This is a genomic window from Winogradskyella sp. ABM4_392 (genome assembly GCF_056160445.1).
Genome location: NZ_JBSWXE010000001.1, coordinates 126,711 through 149,189 on the forward strand (window position 1 = coordinate 126,711; position 22,479 = coordinate 149,189).

A 22,479-nucleotide genomic window follows, 5' to 3' on the forward strand; every position below is an offset into this window, starting at 1 on the left:
AAATTAATTATCAAATACTATCGGAAAGGCATGTTTTAATCCTTTAAACTCTTCTAAGTCGGCACGAAGCGAACCTACTGCTAAATCTGCCTTTATTTTTAGTGGGATTTTATTTTTATCTGCACTTACCCACAAAGTTAAACTTTCTTCTTCTTTAAACACACGACCAGCCATAACATAAGGTCTAAACTTTAAAGATTTTACCTTAACCCTTGAACCGTTGATGTCCACTTTTATTGTCTCCTTACCTAGATATTTTAGTTTAAAACCGTAGTTTTCTTCATCAAAAAACATATTTGTTTTTATTTCATCACCAATTTTAAGATTATCAGTGTCAATACTATTTCTTAAATAGTAATACATAGAAACCATATCCTGTACATCTTTCTCAGTTGCAATAGTCTTAATCTTTTTGTGTTTTTTATTATTTACAACAGCTTTTTGCTCCTCATGATTAAACTCAATCTCAATATCTTTGGTATGTCCTCCTTCATCTATCTTTCTAATAAACTTATATGGTGCACCAGTTTCTTTATCGAAATAACTTTCGTAACGATCTCTAACTTTAAAGAATAAGTTAACAGGACCTGTAGTTTTCCCTTTTCCAACAACATGATATACTGACTTACCATTAAGCTTTTTTTCATCAACTTTAAGCGTTGCCTCACCTGCCTTAAACCAACCACTGTAACTCATCCTAAACTTAAACCACTCACCAGACTTAAATGCAGGTTCTTGCTCTGAACTTGGTGCTTTAAGACCAACTAAAAAAACTAATATTGTAAGTATGTATTTCATAATATTCCGTTTGTAAATTTAAATAATGTAACTCAATTTTTGTGTTACAATTATCTTAATTACAATTACTATTCCAAATCTATTAAAACCCTGAAATACAAGCAAAAACATTGGGTTAATTTATTGTTTTTCCGATTTAGTGCTCACATTTTTAATATTTCTCGATAACAAAGTAGAGCAAACCACAACACATTAAGTATAGAAGTATTTATTTTTTGTGTTATGAATTTAAGAGTTGGTTTTTATTAGCGCGTTTAGAAATAGGGATCTAAACGCGCTTTGTTTTATAACGTTCCTCTTTTTGCCTGTTCTCTCTCTATGGATTCAAACAAGGCTTTAAAGTTACCTGCACCAAAACCTCTTGCTCCCATTCGTTGAATGATTTCAAAGAATAACGTTGGCCTATCTTCAACTGGCTTAGTGAAAATTTGAAGTAAATAGCCCTCTTCATCAGCATCAATCATAATACCAAGTCCTTTTAAAACTTCAATATCTTCTCTTAATTCGTGGCTAAATTCTTCTAATCGACCTGGTACAGCTCTGTAGTATTCTTCTGGCGGAATAGATAAAAACTCAACTCCTCTTTTACGCATTTCTGATACTGTTTTTATAATATCATCCGTTGCAACAGCTATATGCTGTACTCCTGGCCCTTCATAAAAATCTAAATATTCTTCTATCTGAGAACGTTTTTTACCTTCAGCTGGCTCGTTAATTGGGAATTTGATTCTTCCATTACCATTGCTCATCACTTTACTCATTAATGCTGAGTATTCGGTATGGATTTGCTTATCATCAAACGATAGGAAGTTAACAAATCCCATAACATCCTCGTACCATTTTACCCAAGTATTCATTTCTCCCCAACCAACATTGCCTACCATATGATCTACATACTTTAGACCTACTGGCTCAGGATTATAATCGGATTCCCATTTTTCGAACTTAGGCATAAATACTCCGTTGTAGTTTTTGCGCTCTACAAACATGTGTACCGTTTCTCCATAAGTATATATTCCTGCTCTTACGACCTCGCCAAACTCATCAGTTTCTACTGTTGGTTCCATGTAAGATTTGGCACCACGCTTAGTGGTTTCTTCGTAAGACTTACGTGCATCCTCTACCCAAAGTGCAACAACCTTAACTCCGTCTCCATGCTTTACAATATGGTCATTAATTGGATGCTTAGAATTCAAAGGTGTTGTTAATACTAATCTTATTTTGTCTTGCTTTAACACATAAGATACAGTGTCTTTACTTCCTGTTTCTAAACCTTTGTAAGCAAAAGATTGAAAACCGAATGCTGTTTTATAAAAATGTGCTGCTTGTTTGGCATTACCCACATAAAATTCCACATAATCTGTTCCTAAAAGCGGAAGAAAATCTTGAGCACCCTCAAAAATTTTTTCTAGACCGTATTCAACGGATTTTATTTCTTTTGACATCTTTTCTTTATTTATTATTCCTGTGACAACAGGAATCTATTTTGTTATTTTTTTATAATGAGATTCCTGTCTTTGCAGGAATGAAATTTACTCCAACCAAGATTTATAATAATCTTCGTCGGCAATTTTTAATGCTTCTTCTGTAACCTTTAATGGCTTAAAAGTATCTACCATAACAGCTAATTCGTCTGTTTTTACTTTACCAATACTGCGCTCCATAGCACCTGGATGTGGGCCATGAGGTATACCTGCTGGATGCAATGATATATGACCTGCGGCAATATCATTTCTGCTCATAAAATCTCCATCAACGTAATACAATACCTCATCGCTATCTATATTACTATGATTGTAAGGCGCTGGCACTGCCAATGGATGATAATCGTACAAGCGTGGCACAAAACTACACACCACAAAGGCATCGGTTTCAAAAGTTTGATGTACTGGTGGTGGTTGATGTACACGACCTGTTATAGGCTCAAAATCATGTATAGAAAAGGCATAAGGATAGTTATAACCGTCATATCCAATAACATCAAAAGGATGTGATGCATAAACCATTTCTATGATTTCATCTTGCTTTTTTATTTTTATTAAAAAGTCTCCAGATTCATTATATGTTTCTAATTCTTGCGGTTGACGCAAATCGCGCTCACAAAAAGGAGAATGCTCCAATAATTGTCCAAACCAATTTCGGTAACGTTTTGGTGTATAAATTGGTCTGTAAGACTCTACAATAAATAGACGATTATCCTCAGTATCAAAATCCATTTTGTAGATAATTCCTCTTGGTACTAATAGATAATCCCCATATTTAAAATCTAAATTACCCAACATGGTGCGCAACTTACCTGTGCCTTTGTGTACAAAAATAAGTTCGTCTGCATCTGTGTTTTTATAAAAATAATCTCTTGTAGATTCTTTTGGCGCAGCCAATATGATATTACAATCGCTATTAGTCAACACTATTTTTCTACTGTCTAAATAGTCATTTTCTGGCTTTACTTTAAACCCATGCAAACGGTACGATTGCATGTTATTTGCTTTAGCAATTTTTGGAGCTACACTGTATTGCTTTCTTATTTCTTTTACTTGCGTTGGTCTTTGTTCATGGTAACTATTGGTTGACATACCATCAAAACCTATAGTGCCAAATAACTGTTCGTAGTAAAAGCTGCCATCTGGTTTTTTAAACTGCGTGTGGCGCTTTGGTGGAATTTTTCCTAATTTATGATAAAATGGCATTTGTGTTTTAGTTTAATTGTTGATTTGTTTATTCGTTTATTTGAAGTAACCGAACAACGCTTTTAAAGGTACAAAAATTAAGAGATTTCTGGTTTAACAGAAAAAACAAAAATGCATACTTATTCTGGATTCCTTTTGATTAGGAAGTGTAAATGAAGTTTTAAGTTTTCCCAGAATGGTGTCATAGTGTTACAAAGTTTATAAATTTTAATTTAAAACCAAAACCCAAGGTTAAAAAACCAATAATCTTCACCTGTTTCTGGGGAATAAGTGTACTTAGCCTCTAATGGACCAATGAAGGTCTCCAGAGAATATCCTATGGCGTAACCTGTATAGTCAGGTGATGAAAGCCAATTACCAGTGTCAAATAGTCCGTTTTCTACATTGGCGTAATTTGCCGCCAGAATTATATGATGATTTTTTAACCATTCATAATCTAAAGTAAAACATGCTTTTACAAAACTATCACCTGTGATATCTACAAAATCATAACCGTAAAAACTATAAAAATTATTTATAAAATTTTCGGCATAGCCACCTAATGCAAAACCTAGAGTAGATGTTGAAGCATTACCAATTCTAAAGCCACCACTTGTCTCGGTTTTAAATGCGACTTTATCACTAAAGCTAAATGCATACCCTAAATCTGCTTTTGCTATAGAAAAAGGTTCAAAACCTGGAATAAAATCTGAGGCATTTAAATACCAATGGAAATCGCCACTAAAGTAAGCACCTCTTTTTGGAAAAACAGGATGGCTATAACTGTCATATTTCAATTTTCCAAAAACACTGAAATAGTCTGTGTTTTCAAACACAAAATCATCCTCCTGATTTTCTGAGAACAATGTTTCTGAAGTTATTTTTAATCTTTTATGCTCACCACCTAAACGTAAAGAAAAATCTTTTCTAAAAAGTGTTTGTAAATATACTTGATTGGTAAAATCTTGAAGTTTTACATCTATTCTGTTCAAATCATTTAAAAGTGGAGAACCTTCTTCTAAAGTTAATTGAGGATTAATATTTTTATCAAATTGATTATACCTTGATTTTATACCTAAGCTTATATAAAAACCTTTGTCTACAAAATAGTCAAAATTAAATCTGGAATTATCACCAAGAACAATATCCAAAGACGCTATATCATTGTCAAACAGCAATCTTTTCTTCGTAAGGTTTGCTAAAATGGCACTTTTATACAAAGCATCATAATGTATTCCTAATTTCAAAAACATAGTTGCCTCAGATTCTCGGATATTACCATACAACCTAAATTCATTTATGCTATCTGTTGGCTTTAACTGATATCTGAAAGTCTCAAAATTATTTGTTGCAATAACATTGTTTATTCGCTTTTTAAAATCCTCATAACTTAGAATTTCCTTTCCTCTTAATTTCAATTTACCAAGAAGATATGATCTTGTGTAGCGCTCATTGCCATCAATTGTTATTGACCTAATCTTTATACTGTCTACAATCTTTAAATATGGACGTGTAATACTATTTTTTTGAGATAATTTAATCCTATGTAATGCATCTAAGTTTTGCCTGGCTGCCGCTTCTCCATTAGCTATAATATCGTGACCTTCATCAAATGAAAGCACAGAGAAATTAGCAATATCTGGTTTTATATAAATATCAGCCATTGATGCTTTATTCTTCATGGCATTGATAGTTCTGAAATTATTAATCTGTAATAATATTTCAGGTGCAGTTTTCAAAGCCTCCTTATCTCTCAAATCATCTTGTACATCCACACCAATAATTATATCTATCCCTTTAGCTTTTAATTCTTCTATAGGAAAATTATTGGTTACGCCTCCATCTATCAAAATCTTGTCCTCAATAACAACGGGTTGAAAAATTGAAGGTAGTGCACCACTTGCTGTTACAGCCTCAGCTAAACTGCCTTTATCTAAAATTAAAGACTCACCTGTTTCTATATTAGTTGCCATACAAAAGAAAGGAATCGGAAGCTTTTCAAAATCTCTAACTTCATTTACAGGAAGCATGAGTTGATATAAAAGATTGTATACATTCTGACCTCTTGATAAACCTGAAGGTAAGTTTATTTTAAAGTTATCGAATGGCAGATTTATAGCATATTTTTCTTCACTTTCTCGTTCATAAAACGATTTTGCTTCCCTAGGAAATTCATCATTAATAAGTTCATCAAAATCTACAGTATTAAATAAGTCTTCCAATTGCTGGCCAGAATATCCTGTAGCATACAAGGAGCCTATTATAGCTCCCATACTAGTGCCAGCAACATAATCTATTTTTATTCCTAAGCTATCTATCACTTTTAAAGCACCTATATGTGCAAATCCTTTTGCACCTCCACCACTTAGCACCAAACCTACTTTTGGCTCTTTGGCTTTGGTTTCTTGGGCAATCAGTTTACTATTCCAAAAGAATATTTGAAATAGTAGAAATGTACATAAGCCAGTTTTTATGTAATGTTTGAGGTTTTCTTTCAACTTATTCTTTATGATAATAATTATAAACTTTACTTGCTCGTGACACACCTATTACTCCTTCTAACTCGTCAAGTTTAGCATTGGCAATACGTTTAACGGTTTTAAATTGCTTCATTAAATCTATAATGGTTTGCTCACCAACACCAGGAATGTTTTCGAGTTCTGTTTTTAAAGCTCCTTTACTACGTCTGTTCCTATGATGTTCTATACCAAAACGATGCGCTTCGTTACGTAATTGCTGAATGATTTTTAGTGTTTCACTTTTTTTATCTAAATATAAGGGAATTGGGTCATCTGGATAAAATAATTCTTCTAAACGTTTTGCAATTCCGATAATAGCTATCTTCCCTCTTAAACCTAAGATATCAAGACTCTTTAATGCCGATGATAATTGCCCTTTACCTCCATCTATAATTATGAGTTGAGGCAATGGCTCATCTTCTTCTAACAAGCGCTTGTAACGTCTATAAACTACCTCCTCCATAGACGCAAAGTCATCTGGACCTTCAACCGTTTTTATATTAAAATGACGATAGTCTTTTTTACTTGGTTTTCCATTTTTAAAAACTACACATGCTGCTACAGGATTTGTACCTTGTATGTTTGAGTTATCAAAACATTCAATGTGTCTTGGTTCTTCAGACAACCGCAAATCGGCTTTCATTTGTGCCATAATTCTATTGGCATGACGGTCTGGATCTACTATTTTTATTTGCTTTAGCTTATCCATTCTGTAATACTTGGCATTACGTTGCGATAAGTCTACCAAACTTTTTTTATCGCCAAGTTTTGGCACTGATACCTTAACTTCCTCTCCTAAATCTACCTTAAACGGTACAAATATTTCTTTAGAATTTGAATTAAAACGCTGTCTTATTTCAGTTATAGCAATCTCTAGAAGCTCTTTATCGGTTTCTTGTAATTTTTTCTTTAACTCTAGCGTATGTGACCTTATTATAGAACCATAACTTAATTGCAAAAAGTTAATGTAAGCATACGTTTCGTCACTCACAATTGAGAAGACATCTACATTACTGATTCTTGGGTTTACAATGGTAGACTTGGCCTGATAGTTTTCTAAAATTTCAAGTTTATCTTTGATTTTCTGAGCATCTTCAAATTGCATGGCTTCTGCATACTGTTTCATTTGAACTCTGAATTGCTGCAAGGAATCTTTAAAATTTCCTTTTAAAATTTCGCGTATAGCGACAATATTAGATTGATATTCTTCTTCTGTTTCATGACCTTCGCAAGCACCTTTGCAATTTCCTAAATGATACTCTAAGCATACTTTGTATTTGCCTGATTCGATTTTAGTTTCTGACAAATCGTAGTTACATGTCCGTAATTGATATAATCCCTTAATTAATCCTAGCAAGGTTTTTACGGTTTTCATACTAGTGTATGGTCCAAAATATTCTGAACCATCCTTAATCACTCTACGTGTGGGGAAAACACGCGGAAATCTTTCATTCTTTACACAAATCCAAGGATAAGATTTATCATCCTTAAGCATTACATTATACTTAGGCTGATATTTTTTTATAAGGTTGTTTTCAAGCAGTAAGGCATCACTCTCTGTCTCAACGACAATATGTTTTACAGAAGTAATGTTTTTTACCAGTACTCTGGTTTTACCATAATCATGGTGCTTGGTGAAGTAACTACTAACACGTTTTTTTAAATCCTTAGCCTTACCTACATAAATCAACTTATCATTTTCATCAAAATATTGATAAACACCAGGTTGGTGCGGAAGCGTTTTTATCTGTATATCTAGACTTGTTTTTGGCATTGTTTCAAAGGTAACAATTAGATAATTTTTTTATGTTTTTTGAATAAACTTTATGACTATCTTGCGCCACTTTTTTAAAAAATAAAAATAGACTATGAAGAAAGTTTTGGGACGCGTTGATAAAATAAACTTCCCTGAATTACATCTCAGTAATATTGATGTAAAAATAGATACTGGCGCCTACACTTCAGCAATACATTGCTCTAAAATAAAAGAAGAGAATGGTAAACTTTACTGCACCTTTGAAAGTAAAGGGCATCCTAACTTTAATGGTAAAGAAGTCATCTTTAAAAACTATTCTTTTACAGATGTTAAAAGCAGTAATGGTCATAGAGAAAATCGTTACAAAATAAAAACTACGGCTATATTCTTTGGAAAAAGCTATAAGATTAACTTAACTTTAAGCACTAGAGACGATATGAAATTTCCGGTCTTAATTGGTCGTCAATTTCTAAAGCAAAAATTCTTAGTCGATGTTGACTTAGAAAATCAATCGTTTAAACACACTGCTAATGAACATTGTCATTCTTTCGCGTAATTCGCAATTATATTCTACGCGTCGCCTAATAGAGGAAGGTGAAAACAGAGGTCATGAGGTTGAAGTTATCGACCCTCTAAAATGCGATATAATAATAGAAAAGGAAAAACCAACTATTTATTATAAAGATCGTTATTTAGACTACGTAGATGCTGTAATTCCTCGTATTGGCGCATCTGTTACTTTTTATGGATGTGCTGTAGTTAGACAATTTGAAATGATGAATGTCTTTACTACCGTAACCTCTGATGCTATTTTAAGAAGTAGAGACAAGCTACGCAGTTTTCAACGTTTATCTAAGGCTGGCATTGGTATGCCTAAGACTGTTTTCACAAACTACTCTAGAGATGTTGAAGAAGTTTTAGACCATGTTGGTGGACCACCAGTTATTATAAAATTGCTCGAAGGCACACAAGGTCTTGGTGTTGTTTTAGCAGAATCCAAGAATGCGGCTGAGTCTGTTCTAGAAGCTTTCAACGGATTACAAGCCAGAGCACTAGTGCAAGAATTTATTGCAGAAGCAAAAGGTGCAGATTTAAGAGCATTAATTGTAGATGGACAAGTTGTTGGTGCAATGAAACGACAAGGAAAAGAAGGAGAATTTAGATCTAACTTACACAGAGGAGGTAAAGCTAATCTCATTAGACTTTCGGAAGATGAACTAAAATTAGCCATAAAAGCAGCACGTGCATTAAAACTTCCTGTCTGTGGAGTTGATATGCTACAATCTTCAAGAGGTCCATTAATTATGGAGGTAAACTCAACACCAGGATTAGAAGGCATAGAAGGAGCTACCCAAAAAAACATAGCTCGTGCTATCATTACCTTTATTGAAAGGAATAGAAGATAAGTTTTATTAAAAAGTGACTATTGCTTTTGCAAGACATAAATATGAGCGAAAAGGAAGTACTACATATTTTAGGAAAAAAAGTTGCACTTGGAGAAAGTGCCAAGGTTAGTTTTAGTGTTGCCAAACTACACACTCAAAACACTATAGAAGTCCCAGTAATTATAGAACGTTCTAAAAAGCCTGGCCCAACGGTTTTAATTACTGCAGGAATCCATGGTGACGAGGTTAATGGAGTTGAGGTAGTACGTCAAATCATTTCTAAAGGCATCAATAAACCAAAAAAGGGAACTATTATTTGTATTCCTGTTATTAACGTTTTTGGATTTATTCATATGGACAGAGAGTTTCCTGATGGAAGAGACTTAAATCGAGTATTTCCTGGTGCTAAAAGCGGCTCATTAGCCAGCAGAGTAGCTCATAAATTGATGACTGAAATTGTACCACATGCAGATTTAATTTTAGACTTTCATACAGGTGGTGCAGACCGTTTTAATGCAGCTCAAATCAGAATTATTAAAAATGAAATTGTCCTTGACGAACTTGCTCAAGTTTTTGGTGCACCAATAATTTATTATTCTAAAAATCTTAATAAATCCTTTAGAAACACCTGCTACAAATTAGGGATTCCAATGCTTTTGTTTGAAGGCGGAAAATCCTTCCACATAGACAATACAGTAACAAACACAGGTGTTAATGGTACTAAACGTATTTTGAATCATTTGGGTATGCTCAACCGAAAATTCAAAGCCTCTAAACCTAAGAAAAACTGTATTAAAATTTTAGAGAGTAAATGGATTAGAGCCAGCCATTCTGGTATGTTTAAGGCTACTGTAAATGTAAACACTCAAGTAAAGAAAGGTGATGTTTTAGGCCATATTACAGATCCTTACGGTAGTTTTAACCATTTTGTAAAAGCACCTAATAATGGTTATATTTTTAATGTAAACGAATCTCCAATTATTTATCAAGGAGATGCTATTTTTCATATTTCAACAAAGATGAAATAATGACAAAATCTGAGCTTCGTAAAAAATATAAAGCTTTAAGGAAATCACATAGCTTAGAGCAAGTTGAAGATTTTAGTCTAGCCATTGCTAATCAATTATTACAACTTGATATTTGGAATAAGTCGTTCTATCATACTTTTTTGAGTATTGAAGAACAAAAAGAAGTAAACACAGAATACATCTTAAATATTCTAGCAGGAAAAGATAAAAACATAGTAATATCTAAAAGTAATTTTGAAGATACTTCTATGACACATTTTCTTTTAACAGATAATACTACAATCAGAAAAAATAATCATAATATTCCAGAGCCTGTTGATGGTATAGAAATTAATTCATCACAAATAGAAGTCGTGTTTGTACCACTTTTAGCTTTTGATAAAACAGGAAACCGAATCGGTTACGGCAAAGGATTTTACGACCGTTTTTTGAGCAACTGCAAACCTGAAACTATAAAAATTGGATTGTCATTTTTTGAAGTTGAAACCGAACTTTTTGAAATAGACGATAATGATGTTAGTCTAGATTATTGTGTAACTCCGAACCTAGTATATCAGTTTTAGAATCTTCTTTAAAAGCCTTTTTATTAAATAAAATCAGAATACCGATTCCTGTACTAATAGCCATATCTGCGACATTAAAAACAGGATCAAAAAAAGAAAAGTACTTTCCACCAATTATTGGTAACCATTCTGGCAAAACACCACTCCAAATTGGGAAGTGCAACATATCTACTACATTACCATAAAACACACCTGCATAACCTCCATCTTCAGGAAGAAACTCAGCCACTTGCATGTGACTATCACCAAATAAAATCCCATAAAAAACAGAATCTAAAATATTACCCAAGGCACCTGCAAATATTATAGAAATAGCAAATATTAATGTTTTAGATTTTTTCTTTTTGGTGACATCTACCAACCAAAAACCAATACCTGTAACAGCCACAATTCTAAAAAGCGTTAAAATAAGTTTTGCTGATTTATCTGAAATAAAAGTGAAGAAATCGCTCAGTTTAGTTCCCCAAGCCATGCCATCATTCTCCACAAAAGCAATTTTAAACCATGAAAACACAGTGACATCATCATTTAACGCAAAATGAGTTTTGATGTAAATTTTACTAATCTGATCAACTAGTAAAATAAGAATAATAATTATCGAGGCTTTCTTTAAAGACATAATATATTCCTGCGAAGGCAGAAATCTCTTGATGTTAAACAATATCACAAATGTAACGGATTATTCTTGTCTTGCAACTGAATAAGAACATTGATGTTCTTAAGCTCTACACAATAGACATAAAACAAAAAACCTCAAAGGTTTTAGAAACCTGTGAGGTCTAATCTAATATCGTAATTAAATTACTTAACTCTATCATGAGATCCCTTTTTTCAAAGGGATTCTGCTACTTCTGCATGTTTTTAGCTTCGATACTTAGCGTTGCGTGTGGTACAAGTTTTAATCGTTCTTTATTGATTAATTTTCCTGTAACACGACAAACACCATAGGTTTTGTTTTCAATTCTGATTAAGGCATTTTTTAAATCGCGAATAAACTTTTCCTGACGAATTGCCAAAGCCGAGTTTGCTTCCTTACTCATAGTCTCACTACCTTCTTCAAAAGCCTTGAAAGTTGGTGATGTATCGTCTGTACCATTATTATGGTCGTTCATATAAGCGCTTTTAATTAACTCTAAATCGTGCTCAGCTTTATCGATTTTCTCCTGAATTAAAACTCTGAATTCTTCTAAATCCTTATCTGAATATCTATTTGTAGTATCTGTTGCCATAGTTTTTAATGTTTTTGAATGAATAACTTAGTATTTACCTCATCGAAAGCAATTTCTATACCATCGTTTAAATTATCCATTAATTGTAATTCTTCGGTTAATGTCTCCGACTTGATATAATCTTCATTTGAAGCGATTGCAGCTGCAACTTGGGCATCATTTTGGAGTTGTACATCTATACGATCAGTAACTTCAAATCCAGAATCTTTGCGCAAATTTTGAATGCGGTTTACGAGCTCACGTGCAATACCCTCCTTACGCAGTTCTTCTGTGATTGTAACATCTAAAGCTACCGTTAAAGCACCTTCATTTGCAACAAGCCATCCTTCAATATCTTGAGACGTAATTTCAACATCATCAAGTCCCAAATTAATGTTTTTTCCGTTAATTTCAACGTCTAAATTTCCGTTTTGCTCGATTTTTTTGATGTCTTCTGCCGAAAACGCACTTATTGTGCTGGCTATCAACTTCATATCCTTACCAAAACGTGGACCAAGTGCTTTAAAATTTGGTTTTATTTGTTTTACCAAAATATCTGAAGCGTCTTGTAGAAGCTCAATATCCTTGATATTTACTTCGTGTTTTATCAAACTTGAAACCGCTTCTATCTCTTCCTTTTGTTGGTCATTATCAACAGGAATCATTATTTTTTGAAGTGGCTGACGCACCTTAATCTTCTCTTTAGCTCTTAACGATAATACTAAAGAAGATATTGTCTGCGCGTTTTCCATTTTGCGCTCTAGTACTTTATCAATAGTACTCTCATCTACTTTAGGGAATTCCGCTAAATGCACACTCTCAAAACCTTCTTTTTGAGTTACTGCATTAAGATCTAAATACAAACGATCCATAAAGAATGGCGCTATTGGTGCACCAAGTTTAGCGATGGTTTCCATACACGTATATAGCGTTTGGTATGCAGAAATTTTATCAGATTGGTAATCGCCTTTCCAGAAACGTCTTCTACTTAAACGCACATACCAGTTACTTAGATAATCTTGAGTAAAGTCTGAAATAGCTCGCGCAGCCTTTGTTGGCTCATACTCTGCATAAAACGCATCTACCTTTTTGATTAAAGTATTTAATTCAGACAAAATCCAACGGTCTAATTCTGGTCTTTCATTTAGAGGAATATCTGCTTCTTCGTATTTAAATCCATCTAAATTGGTATATAAACTGAAGAATGAATACGTATTGTAAAGCGTTCCGAAAAACTTACGCTTTACTTCCTCTACGCCTTCAATATCAAACTTTAAATTGTCCCAAGGGTTGGCATTGCTTATCATATACCATCGCGTTGCGTCTGCTCCGTGATTTGCCAAAGTTTCAAATGGGTCTACAGCATTGCCTAAACGCTTAGACATTTTTTGTCCATTCTTATCTAAAACCAATCCGTTTGACACTACATTTTTGTATGCCACAGAATCGAAAACCATTGTTCCGATAGCGTGCAATGTATAGAACCAACCACGTGTTTGGTCTACACCTTCTGCAATAAAATCGGCCGGAAATGCTTCTTTCTTGTCAATGAAATCTTTGTTTTCAAACGGATAATGCCATTGTGCATAAGGCATAGAACCAGAATCGAACCAAACGTCTATTAAGTCGCTTTCACGCTTCATAGGTTTTCCTGAAGGTGATACTAAAACGATTTTATCAACTACATTTTTATGTAGGTCTATTTTTTCGTAATTAGCTTCAGACATATTACCGACTTCGAAGTCTGCAAATATATCTTCAGGCATTACTCCTGCTCCAACAGCTTTTGCGATTTCACTTTTTAATTCTTCAACAGAACCTATGCACAACTGCTCTTTACCATCTTCAGTTCTCCAGATTGGCAATGGAATTCCCCAAAAACGTGAACGTGATAAATTCCAATCGTTAGCATTAGCCAACCAATTACCAAAACGACCTTCACCTGTTGATTTAGGTTTCCAGTTTATAGTAGTATTCAGCTCGTGCATTCTACCTTTAACGTCAGTGACTTTAATGAACCAAGAATCTAACGGATAGTATAGAATTGGCTTATCTGTTCTCCAACAATTTGGGTAGCTGTGCTTATATTTCTCAACCTTAAAGGCTTTGTTTTCTATTTTTAATTTAATGGCAAGTTCTACATCTACAGATTTCTCTGGTGCTTCGCCATCGTTGTAATATTCGTTTTTTACGTACTTACCTGCAAACTCACCCATTTCTGGTCTAAAACGACCTTGTAAATCTACAAGAGGCACTAAATTTCCATTCTCATCTTTTACCAACATTGGTGGCACTTCTGGTGTAGCCTGTTTTGCCACCAAGGCATCATCTGCACCAAAAGTTGGTGCTGTGTGAACAATACCTGTACCATCTTCGGTGGTAACAAAATCTCCAGAAATTACTCTAAAGGCATTCTCAGGATTATCGTTTGGTAAAGCGTAGTCTAGCAATTGCTCGTACTTGATACCAACCAAATCTTTTCCTTTGAATTCTTTAAGAATTGCCCATTCTTTTGGTTTTGCACCTTTAAAAAGTATATCTGGATCTTCGTGCTCTTCAACTTTCACTTTTCTTCCGACCTCTACAGCACCTTTATATGGATCTACAAAATGATTATGAAATAAATCCTTGGCAAGGATAACTTTATTCACAGTATTAGTGTAAGGATTTATTGTTTCGACTAAAACATAGTCAATCTTTGGTCCAACAGTTAAAGCTGTGTTACTTGGCAAGGTCCAAGGTGTAGTCGTCCAAGCTAAGAAATGAATATCGCCTTCATCTTGAAGGAAATCTGGCAATGTTTCAGCTATGGCTTTAAACTGAGCAACAACCGTTGTATCTGTAACGTCTTGATAGGTTCCTGGTTGGTTAAGCTCGTGCGAACTTAATCCTGTACCTGCTTTTGGCGAATATGGCTGAATGGTGTAGCCTTTGTACAACAAATTTTTATCATAAATCTGCTTTAACAACCACCAAACGCTTTCCATATATTTGGACTTGTAAGTAATATATGGGTCATCCATATCTACCCAATAACCCATCTTCTTGGTAAGGTCGTTCCAAATATCTGTATAACGCATTACGGCTTTTTTACACGCTTCGTTGTATTCTTCAACCGTAATTTTAGTTCCAATATCCTCTTTGGTAATGCCTAATTCTTTTTCAACACCCAATTCTACTGGCAAACCGTGTGTATCCCAACCTGCTTTACGCTTTACCTGGAATCCTTTCATGGTTTTGTAACGTGGAAAGATGTCTTTTATAGCACGAGCCAAGACGTGGTGTACACCTGGCAAACCGTTGGCAGAAGGTGGTCCTTCAAAAAACACGTAAGGTTCTTTGCCTTCTCTGGTAGTTACACTTTTTTCAAAGATATTATTAGCTTCCCAATAGCTATTGATGTCCTCAGCAACTTTTGGCAAGTTAAGTCCTTTATATTCAGGGAACTTTGTACTCATTATTCGCATTTCTTTTCGAGGTGCGAAATTAATGATTTTTTGCTAAAAATAAGGTGTGTTTATTGAAAACAAAAGGCTATCTTATTAGTTACGAAATAGCCTTTGCTTTTATTAAGTTTTGAATCTTACTTTACAATAATCTTTTTTGTTAGTACTGTATTAGTATCAGTGGTTAAGGTTATAATATATGCACCTGTATTTAGATTATGCAAATCATATTCATTGTAGCTTCCTTCAAACACATTGTTTATTGTATAAACTGACTGTCCTAGCATGTTTACAATATCAATTTGCTTTATTGCTTTATTGTTTGGGTTAAGAATTACCATTTTTTTTCTACCAATAGCGTAATACATGTCTAAATCCTCTATGATTTCATCTGTTAGAGATAAAGATGCTGCCTCTCCTTGAAAAACAATTTCTAATCTATTGCTAAACTCGCCTGCTTCAGACAAAAACTCGTATGGCTCCCCTTCTCTTAAATTATAATATGTATTTGTAAGATTATCTTTGAGATATATTTCCTGATTATCTGAAATGTTTTCGGTTTCGGTTAACTTAATTGTATAATTATATACACCTGAAGCATTAAGCATTAAAGGAACAACTTTATCTTCTTCTATGATACTATATGCCTGAATTGTATATCTATCATTTGCCATTACTAAATTAAGGTCGTCATCATTTTCTTCAGTATTTTTAGCTTCGTAACCATAATCAAATTCATCTGAAGTATTTTCACTAAAACCTAATAGCAATTCTCTTCTTGTTTGTGGACCATCTACTGAATTAAACTCAATACGAATCTTTTGCATAACACTCTCTTCTGAATCTGAACTGTCTTGTTCCGTTGAATTTTGAGGATTAGGGTTTCCTCTAAAAAACACTGACCCAGAACTATAAGATCCATTTGCATCTGATTCTTTTATAAATATACGTTGATCATTATTGAATACTATATTTCCATCCGCAACAATCTCAGTCATAAACCCTTGTCCTACTGGCAAATATCTTGTTGGTACTTTGGTACCATCTTGATTGCCATTTGTAGCACCTTCTATCCCAACAAATTGATATGCTCGTATTGCTCCTGTTTTATTAACCTGAGCATAACCTCCATTATACTCGTCTAAGATATGAGAGTCACCACTCCATTGTTGCCAAAGCTGAAGAGTTCCATCTATAACACCTGCATTATCATCTATAAATTTATGAATATCTAATGCTGATGGATAAGGATTACCAAGCAGATAGTCAGTTTTTGAAACTGCTGGTACGGAGCCATTACCTCCTGTATCTGATACTGGTACTATTATGGTTCCATTATTAGGTTTTCCTTCAAATAAGTATTGTTGTTGGGTGCCAACACCAGTCCCTTTTTGCGTGTAACCAACACCTGGTTCTACCGCATTCGCTGTGTTTAGCCAAGCCCAATCATAATAGGTAACACCATTTTTATAGGTGTATAACCAATACGTACTTATTTTACCAACTTCGTGATAACTATTGGTGAATTGAAAATTATTACCATTGGGTTGCTTTAACATGGAAATATTAAAGTCGGTGTTATTGTTATTATTTGATGATGTGTTGTTATCTGTTAATGTTGTTGACGATATACTTCCAATTGGTGAAGACCAATAGTTATACCAATACACACTACTATTACCTTCTTGGCGTCTTAAAATTTTACCAGATGCAGAAGTTACTAAATCACTATGTTTTGTTTGTACAAGCTGAGAATCTCCTTCTAAATCAATAGCTCCATTTAATTCTAAATAATAGCTGTTCTCAATTTTATTATCTCCAGTAATTGTAAACTTTTTATCATATTCTACAATTAACCCTAGATTAGTGTGAGAACTATTTGACGTAATGTTATTGTTAATTTGAACAATGCTCCAATCTTTATTTTCGTTAACCTCTTCAATATCCCAGACATCTCCATGTAACCAAGTCCCTTCAGTTGTCCAAGATCCATTAGCAATTGTCACATAAGGCATAGGTGCTGTTTGTTCTTGTACAGTAGTTATATTAACAAGCCTTAATGTCTTATTGTTTCCAGAATAATCTACAGTTGTGCTGTTTTTTATTCCAGACATAGGATAATAGCCGATTAAATTATTCCAAGAAACTGTTTCTAGTGTTTTAGTATCTATAACATCTTTTGGAATGATTTTTCCTTTTAAAACTCCATTATTGTTTTCAATTTCTTGATAAACCATTTGTTGTATTTGTTCCTCTGATAAGGCTTTATTGAAAACTCTAACCTCATCAATATTACCTGGAAAATATTGTTGATCATTCACAGAACGAGAGAAACGCCCAACTTCAAACTTACCATTCCAACTACTTGTTGCACTTAGTGTTTTTCCAATTAGATTAGTTTGGATTGTTTCTGTTACCTTAACTCCATCAACGTAAATAGTGACAGCACCTGATTGGTTTGAAAATGTCCCAGCTATATGATGCCATTCATTATAGTTAATATTTATACCATTAACCACATTCGTTGATCCAGTGGTTGTTCTAACAGAATACATTAACTTGTTACCATTAAAAACATATAGTCTAGATGCTGTATCTTCTCCTGCAATAGTAACATTTGTATTTCCACTATTAGATTGATCTATTTTTATCCAGGCCATTATTGTGACCTCTCCAAGGCCATTCATAAGACTATCACCTGTTAAATAATCATCTATACCATCAAAATCTATAGTTGCAGTAGCTGAAGGGTTAATATTGAATAAATCTCTATAATCTAAATCACCTCCAGAACTTAAGTCTCCATCTGAATCTGGTAATATTGAAATATTAGGGTTATTTATTTCGTCATTAACGTCTAATGGATCATTTGAGTTTGCTCCTTCAAAATTATCATCTAATCCATCAAAGTCTGAATCAGCACTTAATATTACATCAGGCATACCATTTTCTTCGATATCAGGTATATTATCATTATCACTATCAGAATCTATATAATCATAAATACCATCACCATCTGTATCTTCTGGCACTAAAAAAGTACCGTAGGCATCATCAACTCCATCTTCGTTAAAATCTACAAACAAATTTCCTACACCACTTGGATCTAAATAAGTTATTGTTGGCTGCGCCTCAATATTGTCAGGAATACCGTCATCATCTGAGTCAATATCCATAAAATCTGGATTAGAAATTCCGTCTGTATTTATAGGTACGTTTCCTGTACCAGCTGTTTGTGGTATTCCCATGGTTGCAACTAGTTTCCCAACTTTACCATCTGCCATACCGTCTTTATTGCTATCTGTTCCATTAGATTCTAGAACATCTGTAATACCATCATTATCACTATCTTTATCAAAATGATTAGGTATACCGTCTGAATCGAAATCTAAATTTGCGCATACTCCATGGGCATTTAGAGTACAAAAGTCCGCATCTTCGTAATTTGGTGTTCCATCAAAATCATGGTCTGCTGAAGGATCGATATTATTTGATTCATCTATATCTTTTATACCATCATTATCATCATCTAGATCATCAATATCACTCATTCCGTCCTTATCATAATCTGGCAAAGTAAGAATGAACATTTTGCCATCTCCATTATCATCAGTAGCAGAAGTAATTGTTGCTCTTGTAATTAATGAACCTGTTGGTGCAATGTCATCTAAGTAAAAAAGAGCTATACCAATAGTACCACCTGTATTTACTACCCTATCACTTAACCAATAATCAGTTCCTGTTGGTGGAGGGTTAATTGCTCCCACTGTACCCAATTGTCCAGCTGTTCCCGTACCACCAAAACCATACTCCGTAGATGTTTGGTTGATAAATGTTTCTCCTAAAGATTCCTCAATAGTACTGTCCTCCAAATAACCGAAAAACTCTATATGTAAGCAATTATTAGCATTACGTTCTGTAACTGCAATTATACCACTAGAACTTGCTACAATTCCTCCATCATAAAAAAGGGAAAGTTTTTGTGCATCTGTAGTTTCTTTTGCTGTGTAATCATTACAGATATTGTCACCATTTCCGTTAGCCTCGAAATAATAATTAAGATTTAGAGACCTAAAAGCATCTAATGCAGTTTCATCCCATGTTGGGCTGTCACTTTTATTTTCAACTTTAGTACCATTTTTTGTAATCTTATTAATGTTATGGCCTGCAGGACCAAGTTGTGTCATTTCATAACCAGAAGGGACGCCAAAATTGAAATAGATATTACCGTTAACAGTAATACTCTCAATAGTTGCCGGATGATTTTTATGAGTTTGCGTATCGCTCCATTGAAATGTTACACCAGACTGTATGCTAGGTGCGTTAGTTTGAGCAATTGCACTTGAGATAGCTCCTAAAAAAAGAAAATAGAAAATAGTTTTGTACATAAGCCTTATAGTTTGGGGACTAATTTTTATGCACTTAAAACAAGTTTTATGCCAATAGGATTATAAACTTTGAGGGAAGTTTGTGTGTTTTAAAATAGTTAGGGAGAAATTACACTCTGCAATAGTAATGATTAACAATGAGTTAAACAAATATAATATCGATAAAATGTATTTTTTATTCGATAAAATGACTTTTTAAGTAGTTTTCATATTACTTTTTAAATGTTGAGGGTTATCTTGACACTTTAAAAAAGATTAAGATAACCCTTAAATTTTTTATTATTTTTTCACTAAAATCTTTTTAGTTAATACTCCTTTAGTTTCTGTAATCAAACTTACAATATATATGCCTGTACTCATATTACTAAGAGTATATTCTATACGCTGATTTTCATTTTCAATAATTCTATTTTCAACCATTTGACCAGAAATAGCATACATTTCTACATTGCTAATCTTTACATTCTTTGGGTTATTAATAATCATTGTATTGGAGTTGACAATAAAATTTATATCAATATTTTCAAGTTCAAATTGAGAATGTGATAATGTTTGCGTTTTGAAAAATATCTCGAATCTATCTGTAAAAAAGCCAGAATCAGAAGAAAATTGAAATGCATCACCACTTCTTAAATCATAAATGTTCCCTGTGTATTTGTCTCTCAACCTAATACTCTGGTCACCCATATTGTCCATAGAAGTCAATTGAATAGTGAAGTCATAATTTCCCGTACTTTGTAGAACTAATGGCACCAATTTTTCTTCTGTAATTGGCCCATAGGCTTGTGCAAGCATAAGTTCTTCATCTAAAATTAAATTTAAATCGTCAGCAAGAACATCTAAATTTTTAGTTTCGTACCCATCATCAAAACTGTCAGATGTCATTGAGCTAAAACTCAATTGAAGTTCTCTTGCCACGTCTAATCCGTCTAAGCTGATAAATTCCAAAGTAAATCTTTGCATTTCATCTGCAACATTGTTACTTGATGTGTTTTGTGCAATTGAAACTTGTGTATAGCTAAAAGCTAAAAGAACAAATAGTGCAACGTTTTTCAGGTTAAGTAGTTTTGTTTTCATAGTATAAGGTTTAATGGTTGTTTGAGTCCTTTTTAACTATGTACTACAATAAAATTTTAAGTCTAATGGATTTTGTTCTCTGAGGGTGAGAATTGTAATTATCTGATTTACAATTACAATACAATAGTAGCCTCAAGAAATTTACTTGCAATTCTTATTCGATAAAGTGAAAATAAAGTCGTTAAACCATTAGTTTTTAACCAAAAAGACAAAAAAAATCGACAAACAGACACTCATTTCCAGGTAGTTAGACCAAGAAATCTACCAAATCCTCGATCTTAGAAATGAGTTGCACTTTAATCGAAGGGTTCTTTAACGTAATTTTATTGTATTTAGAAACGAAAATTGTAGAAAAGCCTAATTTTTCAGCTTCAAGAATGCGTTGTTCCACTCGCTGTACTGGTCTTATTTCGCCAGAGAGTCCAACTTCAGCCGCAAAACAGTAATCGCTTGGTAATGCCACATCTTCGTTTGAAGACAAAATTGAAGCCACAACTGCTAAATCTATTGCTGGATCGTCAACAGTGATTCCTCCAGTAATATTTAAAAAGACGTCTTTGGCTCCCAATCTAAAACCAGCACGTTTCTCTAAAACTGCCAATAACATATTTAACCGTTTAGCATTAAAACCTGTTGCCGAACGCTGAGGAGTACCATAAACTGCTGTGCTGACTAATGCTTGCACCTCAATCATCAATGGTCTTAAACCTTCTAAAGTTGCTGCAACTGCATTACCTGATAATTCTCCGTCTTTTTCTGAAATCAATATTTCTGATGGATTTGAAACTTCACGTAAACCAGAGCCTTGCATTTCGTAAATACCAAGTTCATTGGTAGATCCGAATCGGTTTTTATGTGCTCTTAAAATTCTAAACACATGATTGCGATCACCTTCAAATTGAAGAACAGTATCTACCATATGCTCTAAAATCTTTGGTCCTGCGATATGGCCATCTTTAGTAATATGACCTATTAACAATACTGGTGTTGCTGTTTCTTTAGCATACTTTATAAGCTCTGTAGTACATTCTTTTATTTGCGAAATACTTCCTGCAGAAGACTCAATATAATCACTATGAAGTGTTTGGATAGAATCTATTATTACCAAATCTGGCTCGACAGTTTCTATTTGCTTAAAAATGTTTTGGGTTTTGGTTTCTGTAAGAATGTAACAGTTATTCTCTTTAGGATTGATGCGTTCAGCTCGCATTTTTATCTGCTTCTGGCTTTCTTCTCCTGAAACATAAAGGGTTTTATAAGGCAAGCTCAAAGCTATTTGAAGCAACAAAGTACTTTTACCTATTCCTGGCTCACCACCCAATAGTGTTAGTGACCCTTGTACCATACCACCTCCCAAAACACGATTAAATTCAGCATCTTGCATATTTAATCGAGCTTCTTGAGCTGTGTCAATCTCATTAATTTTAAGCGGTTTTGAAACTCGCTTTGTTGTTGATGAGCTCGGTTTCCAATCGTTTTTTTCTGGTTTTTGAATAACCTCTTCAGCAATCGTATTCCATTGCTTACAAGAGTTACATTGTCCTTGCCATTTAGCATATTGCGTTCCGCAATTTTGACAAAAAAAAGTTGTTTTTACTTTAGCCATATTTATCTTCCGCGAAAGTGGAAGTCTTCTTAAATT

Annotated in this window: 15 protein-coding genes; 4 read left to right on the forward strand and 11 right to left on the reverse strand. The window is 33.8% G+C overall.

All coding sequences use genetic code 11. The features are described from left to right. Positions 1-3: 3 nt before the first annotated feature. The 5 genes from ACXAFS_RS00470 to uvrC all read right to left on the reverse strand — a co-directional run bounded on the left by ACXAFS_RS00470 (position 4) and on the right by uvrC (position 7,760). Positions 4-798 (reverse strand): DUF3108 domain-containing protein, encoded by a 795-nt coding sequence (locus ACXAFS_RS00470; RefSeq protein ID WP_475304580.1) that lies wholly within the window; start codon positions 796-798, stop codon positions 4-6. A gap of 284 nt (positions 799-1,082) precedes the next feature. Next, positions 1,083-2,243, reverse strand: a complete 1,161-nt coding sequence (hppD, locus tag ACXAFS_RS00475) for a 4-hydroxyphenylpyruvate dioxygenase (protein WP_475304582.1) — start codon at positions 2,241-2,243, stop codon at positions 1,083-1,085. A gap of 87 nt (positions 2,244-2,330) precedes the next feature. Beyond that, positions 2,331-3,488 carry a homogentisate 1,2-dioxygenase gene (locus ACXAFS_RS00480; protein WP_475304583.1) on the reverse strand — a complete coding sequence of 386 codons (1,158 nt, stop codon included), beginning with the start codon at positions 3,486-3,488 and terminating at the stop codon, positions 2,331-2,333. 212 nt (positions 3,489-3,700) lie between these two features. Then, positions 3,701-5,965 carry a patatin-like phospholipase family protein gene (locus tag ACXAFS_RS00485; RefSeq protein ID WP_475304584.1) on the reverse strand — a complete coding sequence of 755 codons (2,265 nt, stop codon included), beginning with the start codon at positions 5,963-5,965 and terminating at the stop codon, positions 3,701-3,703. Position 5,966: 1 nt separating this feature from the next. Next, a complete protein-coding gene (uvrC, locus tag ACXAFS_RS00490) occupies positions 5,967-7,760 on the reverse strand; it encodes an excinuclease ABC subunit UvrC (RefSeq protein ID WP_475304585.1) in 1,794 nt (597 codons plus the stop codon). Positions 7,761-7,854: 94 nt separating this feature from the next. On the opposite strand from uvrC, the gene ACXAFS_RS00495 reads away from it, so the two are divergent. The 4 genes from ACXAFS_RS00495 to ACXAFS_RS00510 are packed head-to-tail and all read left to right on the forward strand — an operon-like array spanning position 7,855 to position 10,718. Further along, on the forward strand, positions 7,855-8,298 hold the full coding sequence (locus tag ACXAFS_RS00495) for an ATP-dependent zinc protease family protein (RefSeq protein ID WP_475304587.1): 444 nt from the start codon (positions 7,855-7,857) through the stop codon (positions 8,296-8,298). After that, positions 8,273-9,148, forward strand: a complete 876-nt coding sequence (rimK, locus tag ACXAFS_RS00500; RefSeq protein WP_475304588.1) for a 30S ribosomal protein S6--L-glutamate ligase — start codon at positions 8,273-8,275, stop codon at positions 9,146-9,148. The genes ACXAFS_RS00495 and rimK overlap by 26 nt, the downstream gene beginning before the upstream one ends. Positions 9,149-9,189: 41 nt before the next feature. Then, positions 9,190-10,155: a succinylglutamate desuccinylase/aspartoacylase family protein gene (locus tag ACXAFS_RS00505; protein ID WP_475304589.1), complete on the forward strand. Its 966-nt coding sequence runs from the start codon at positions 9,190-9,192 to the stop codon at positions 10,153-10,155. Further along, positions 10,155-10,718 carry a 5-formyltetrahydrofolate cyclo-ligase gene (locus ACXAFS_RS00510; protein ID WP_475304591.1) on the forward strand — a complete coding sequence of 188 codons (564 nt, stop codon included), beginning with the start codon at positions 10,155-10,157 and terminating at the stop codon, positions 10,716-10,718. The genes ACXAFS_RS00505 and ACXAFS_RS00510 overlap by 1 nt, the downstream gene beginning before the upstream one ends. Here the strand turns inward: ACXAFS_RS00510 and ACXAFS_RS00515 are convergent. From ACXAFS_RS00515 to radA, 6 genes are all read right to left on the reverse strand, one after another. Next, positions 10,672-11,337: a lipoprotein signal peptidase gene (locus ACXAFS_RS00515; protein WP_475304592.1), complete on the reverse strand. Its 666-nt coding sequence runs from the start codon at positions 11,335-11,337 to the stop codon at positions 10,672-10,674. The two genes, ACXAFS_RS00510 and ACXAFS_RS00515, sit on opposite strands and share 47 nt — an antisense overlap. Positions 11,338-11,563: 226 nt before the next feature. Continuing rightward, the gene (locus tag ACXAFS_RS00520; protein WP_475304594.1) at positions 11,564-11,947 is read right to left on the reverse strand and encodes a TraR/DksA family transcriptional regulator; all 384 of its coding nucleotides are present in this window, start codon (positions 11,945-11,947) and stop codon (positions 11,564-11,566) included. Positions 11,948-11,952: 5 nt separating this feature from the next. Beyond that, complete coding sequence (gene ileS, locus ACXAFS_RS00525) at positions 11,953-15,384, reverse strand: isoleucine--tRNA ligase (RefSeq protein WP_475304596.1); 3,432 nt, start codon at positions 15,382-15,384, stop codon at positions 11,953-11,955. 125 nt (positions 15,385-15,509) lie between these two features. Continuing rightward, positions 15,510-19,760: a LamG-like jellyroll fold domain-containing protein gene (locus ACXAFS_RS00530; protein WP_475304598.1), complete on the reverse strand. Its 4,251-nt coding sequence runs from the start codon at positions 19,758-19,760 to the stop codon at positions 15,510-15,512. 279 nt (positions 19,761-20,039) lie between these two features. After that, a complete protein-coding gene (locus ACXAFS_RS00535) occupies positions 20,040-20,837 on the reverse strand; it encodes a T9SS type A sorting domain-containing protein (protein ID WP_475304599.1) in 798 nt (265 codons plus the stop codon). Between the two features lie 247 nt (positions 20,838-21,084). Further along, the gene (gene radA / locus ACXAFS_RS00540; RefSeq protein WP_475304600.1) at positions 21,085-22,443 is read right to left on the reverse strand and encodes a DNA repair protein RadA; all 1,359 of its coding nucleotides are present in this window, start codon (positions 22,441-22,443) and stop codon (positions 21,085-21,087) included. Positions 22,444-22,479 lie beyond the last annotated feature (36 nt).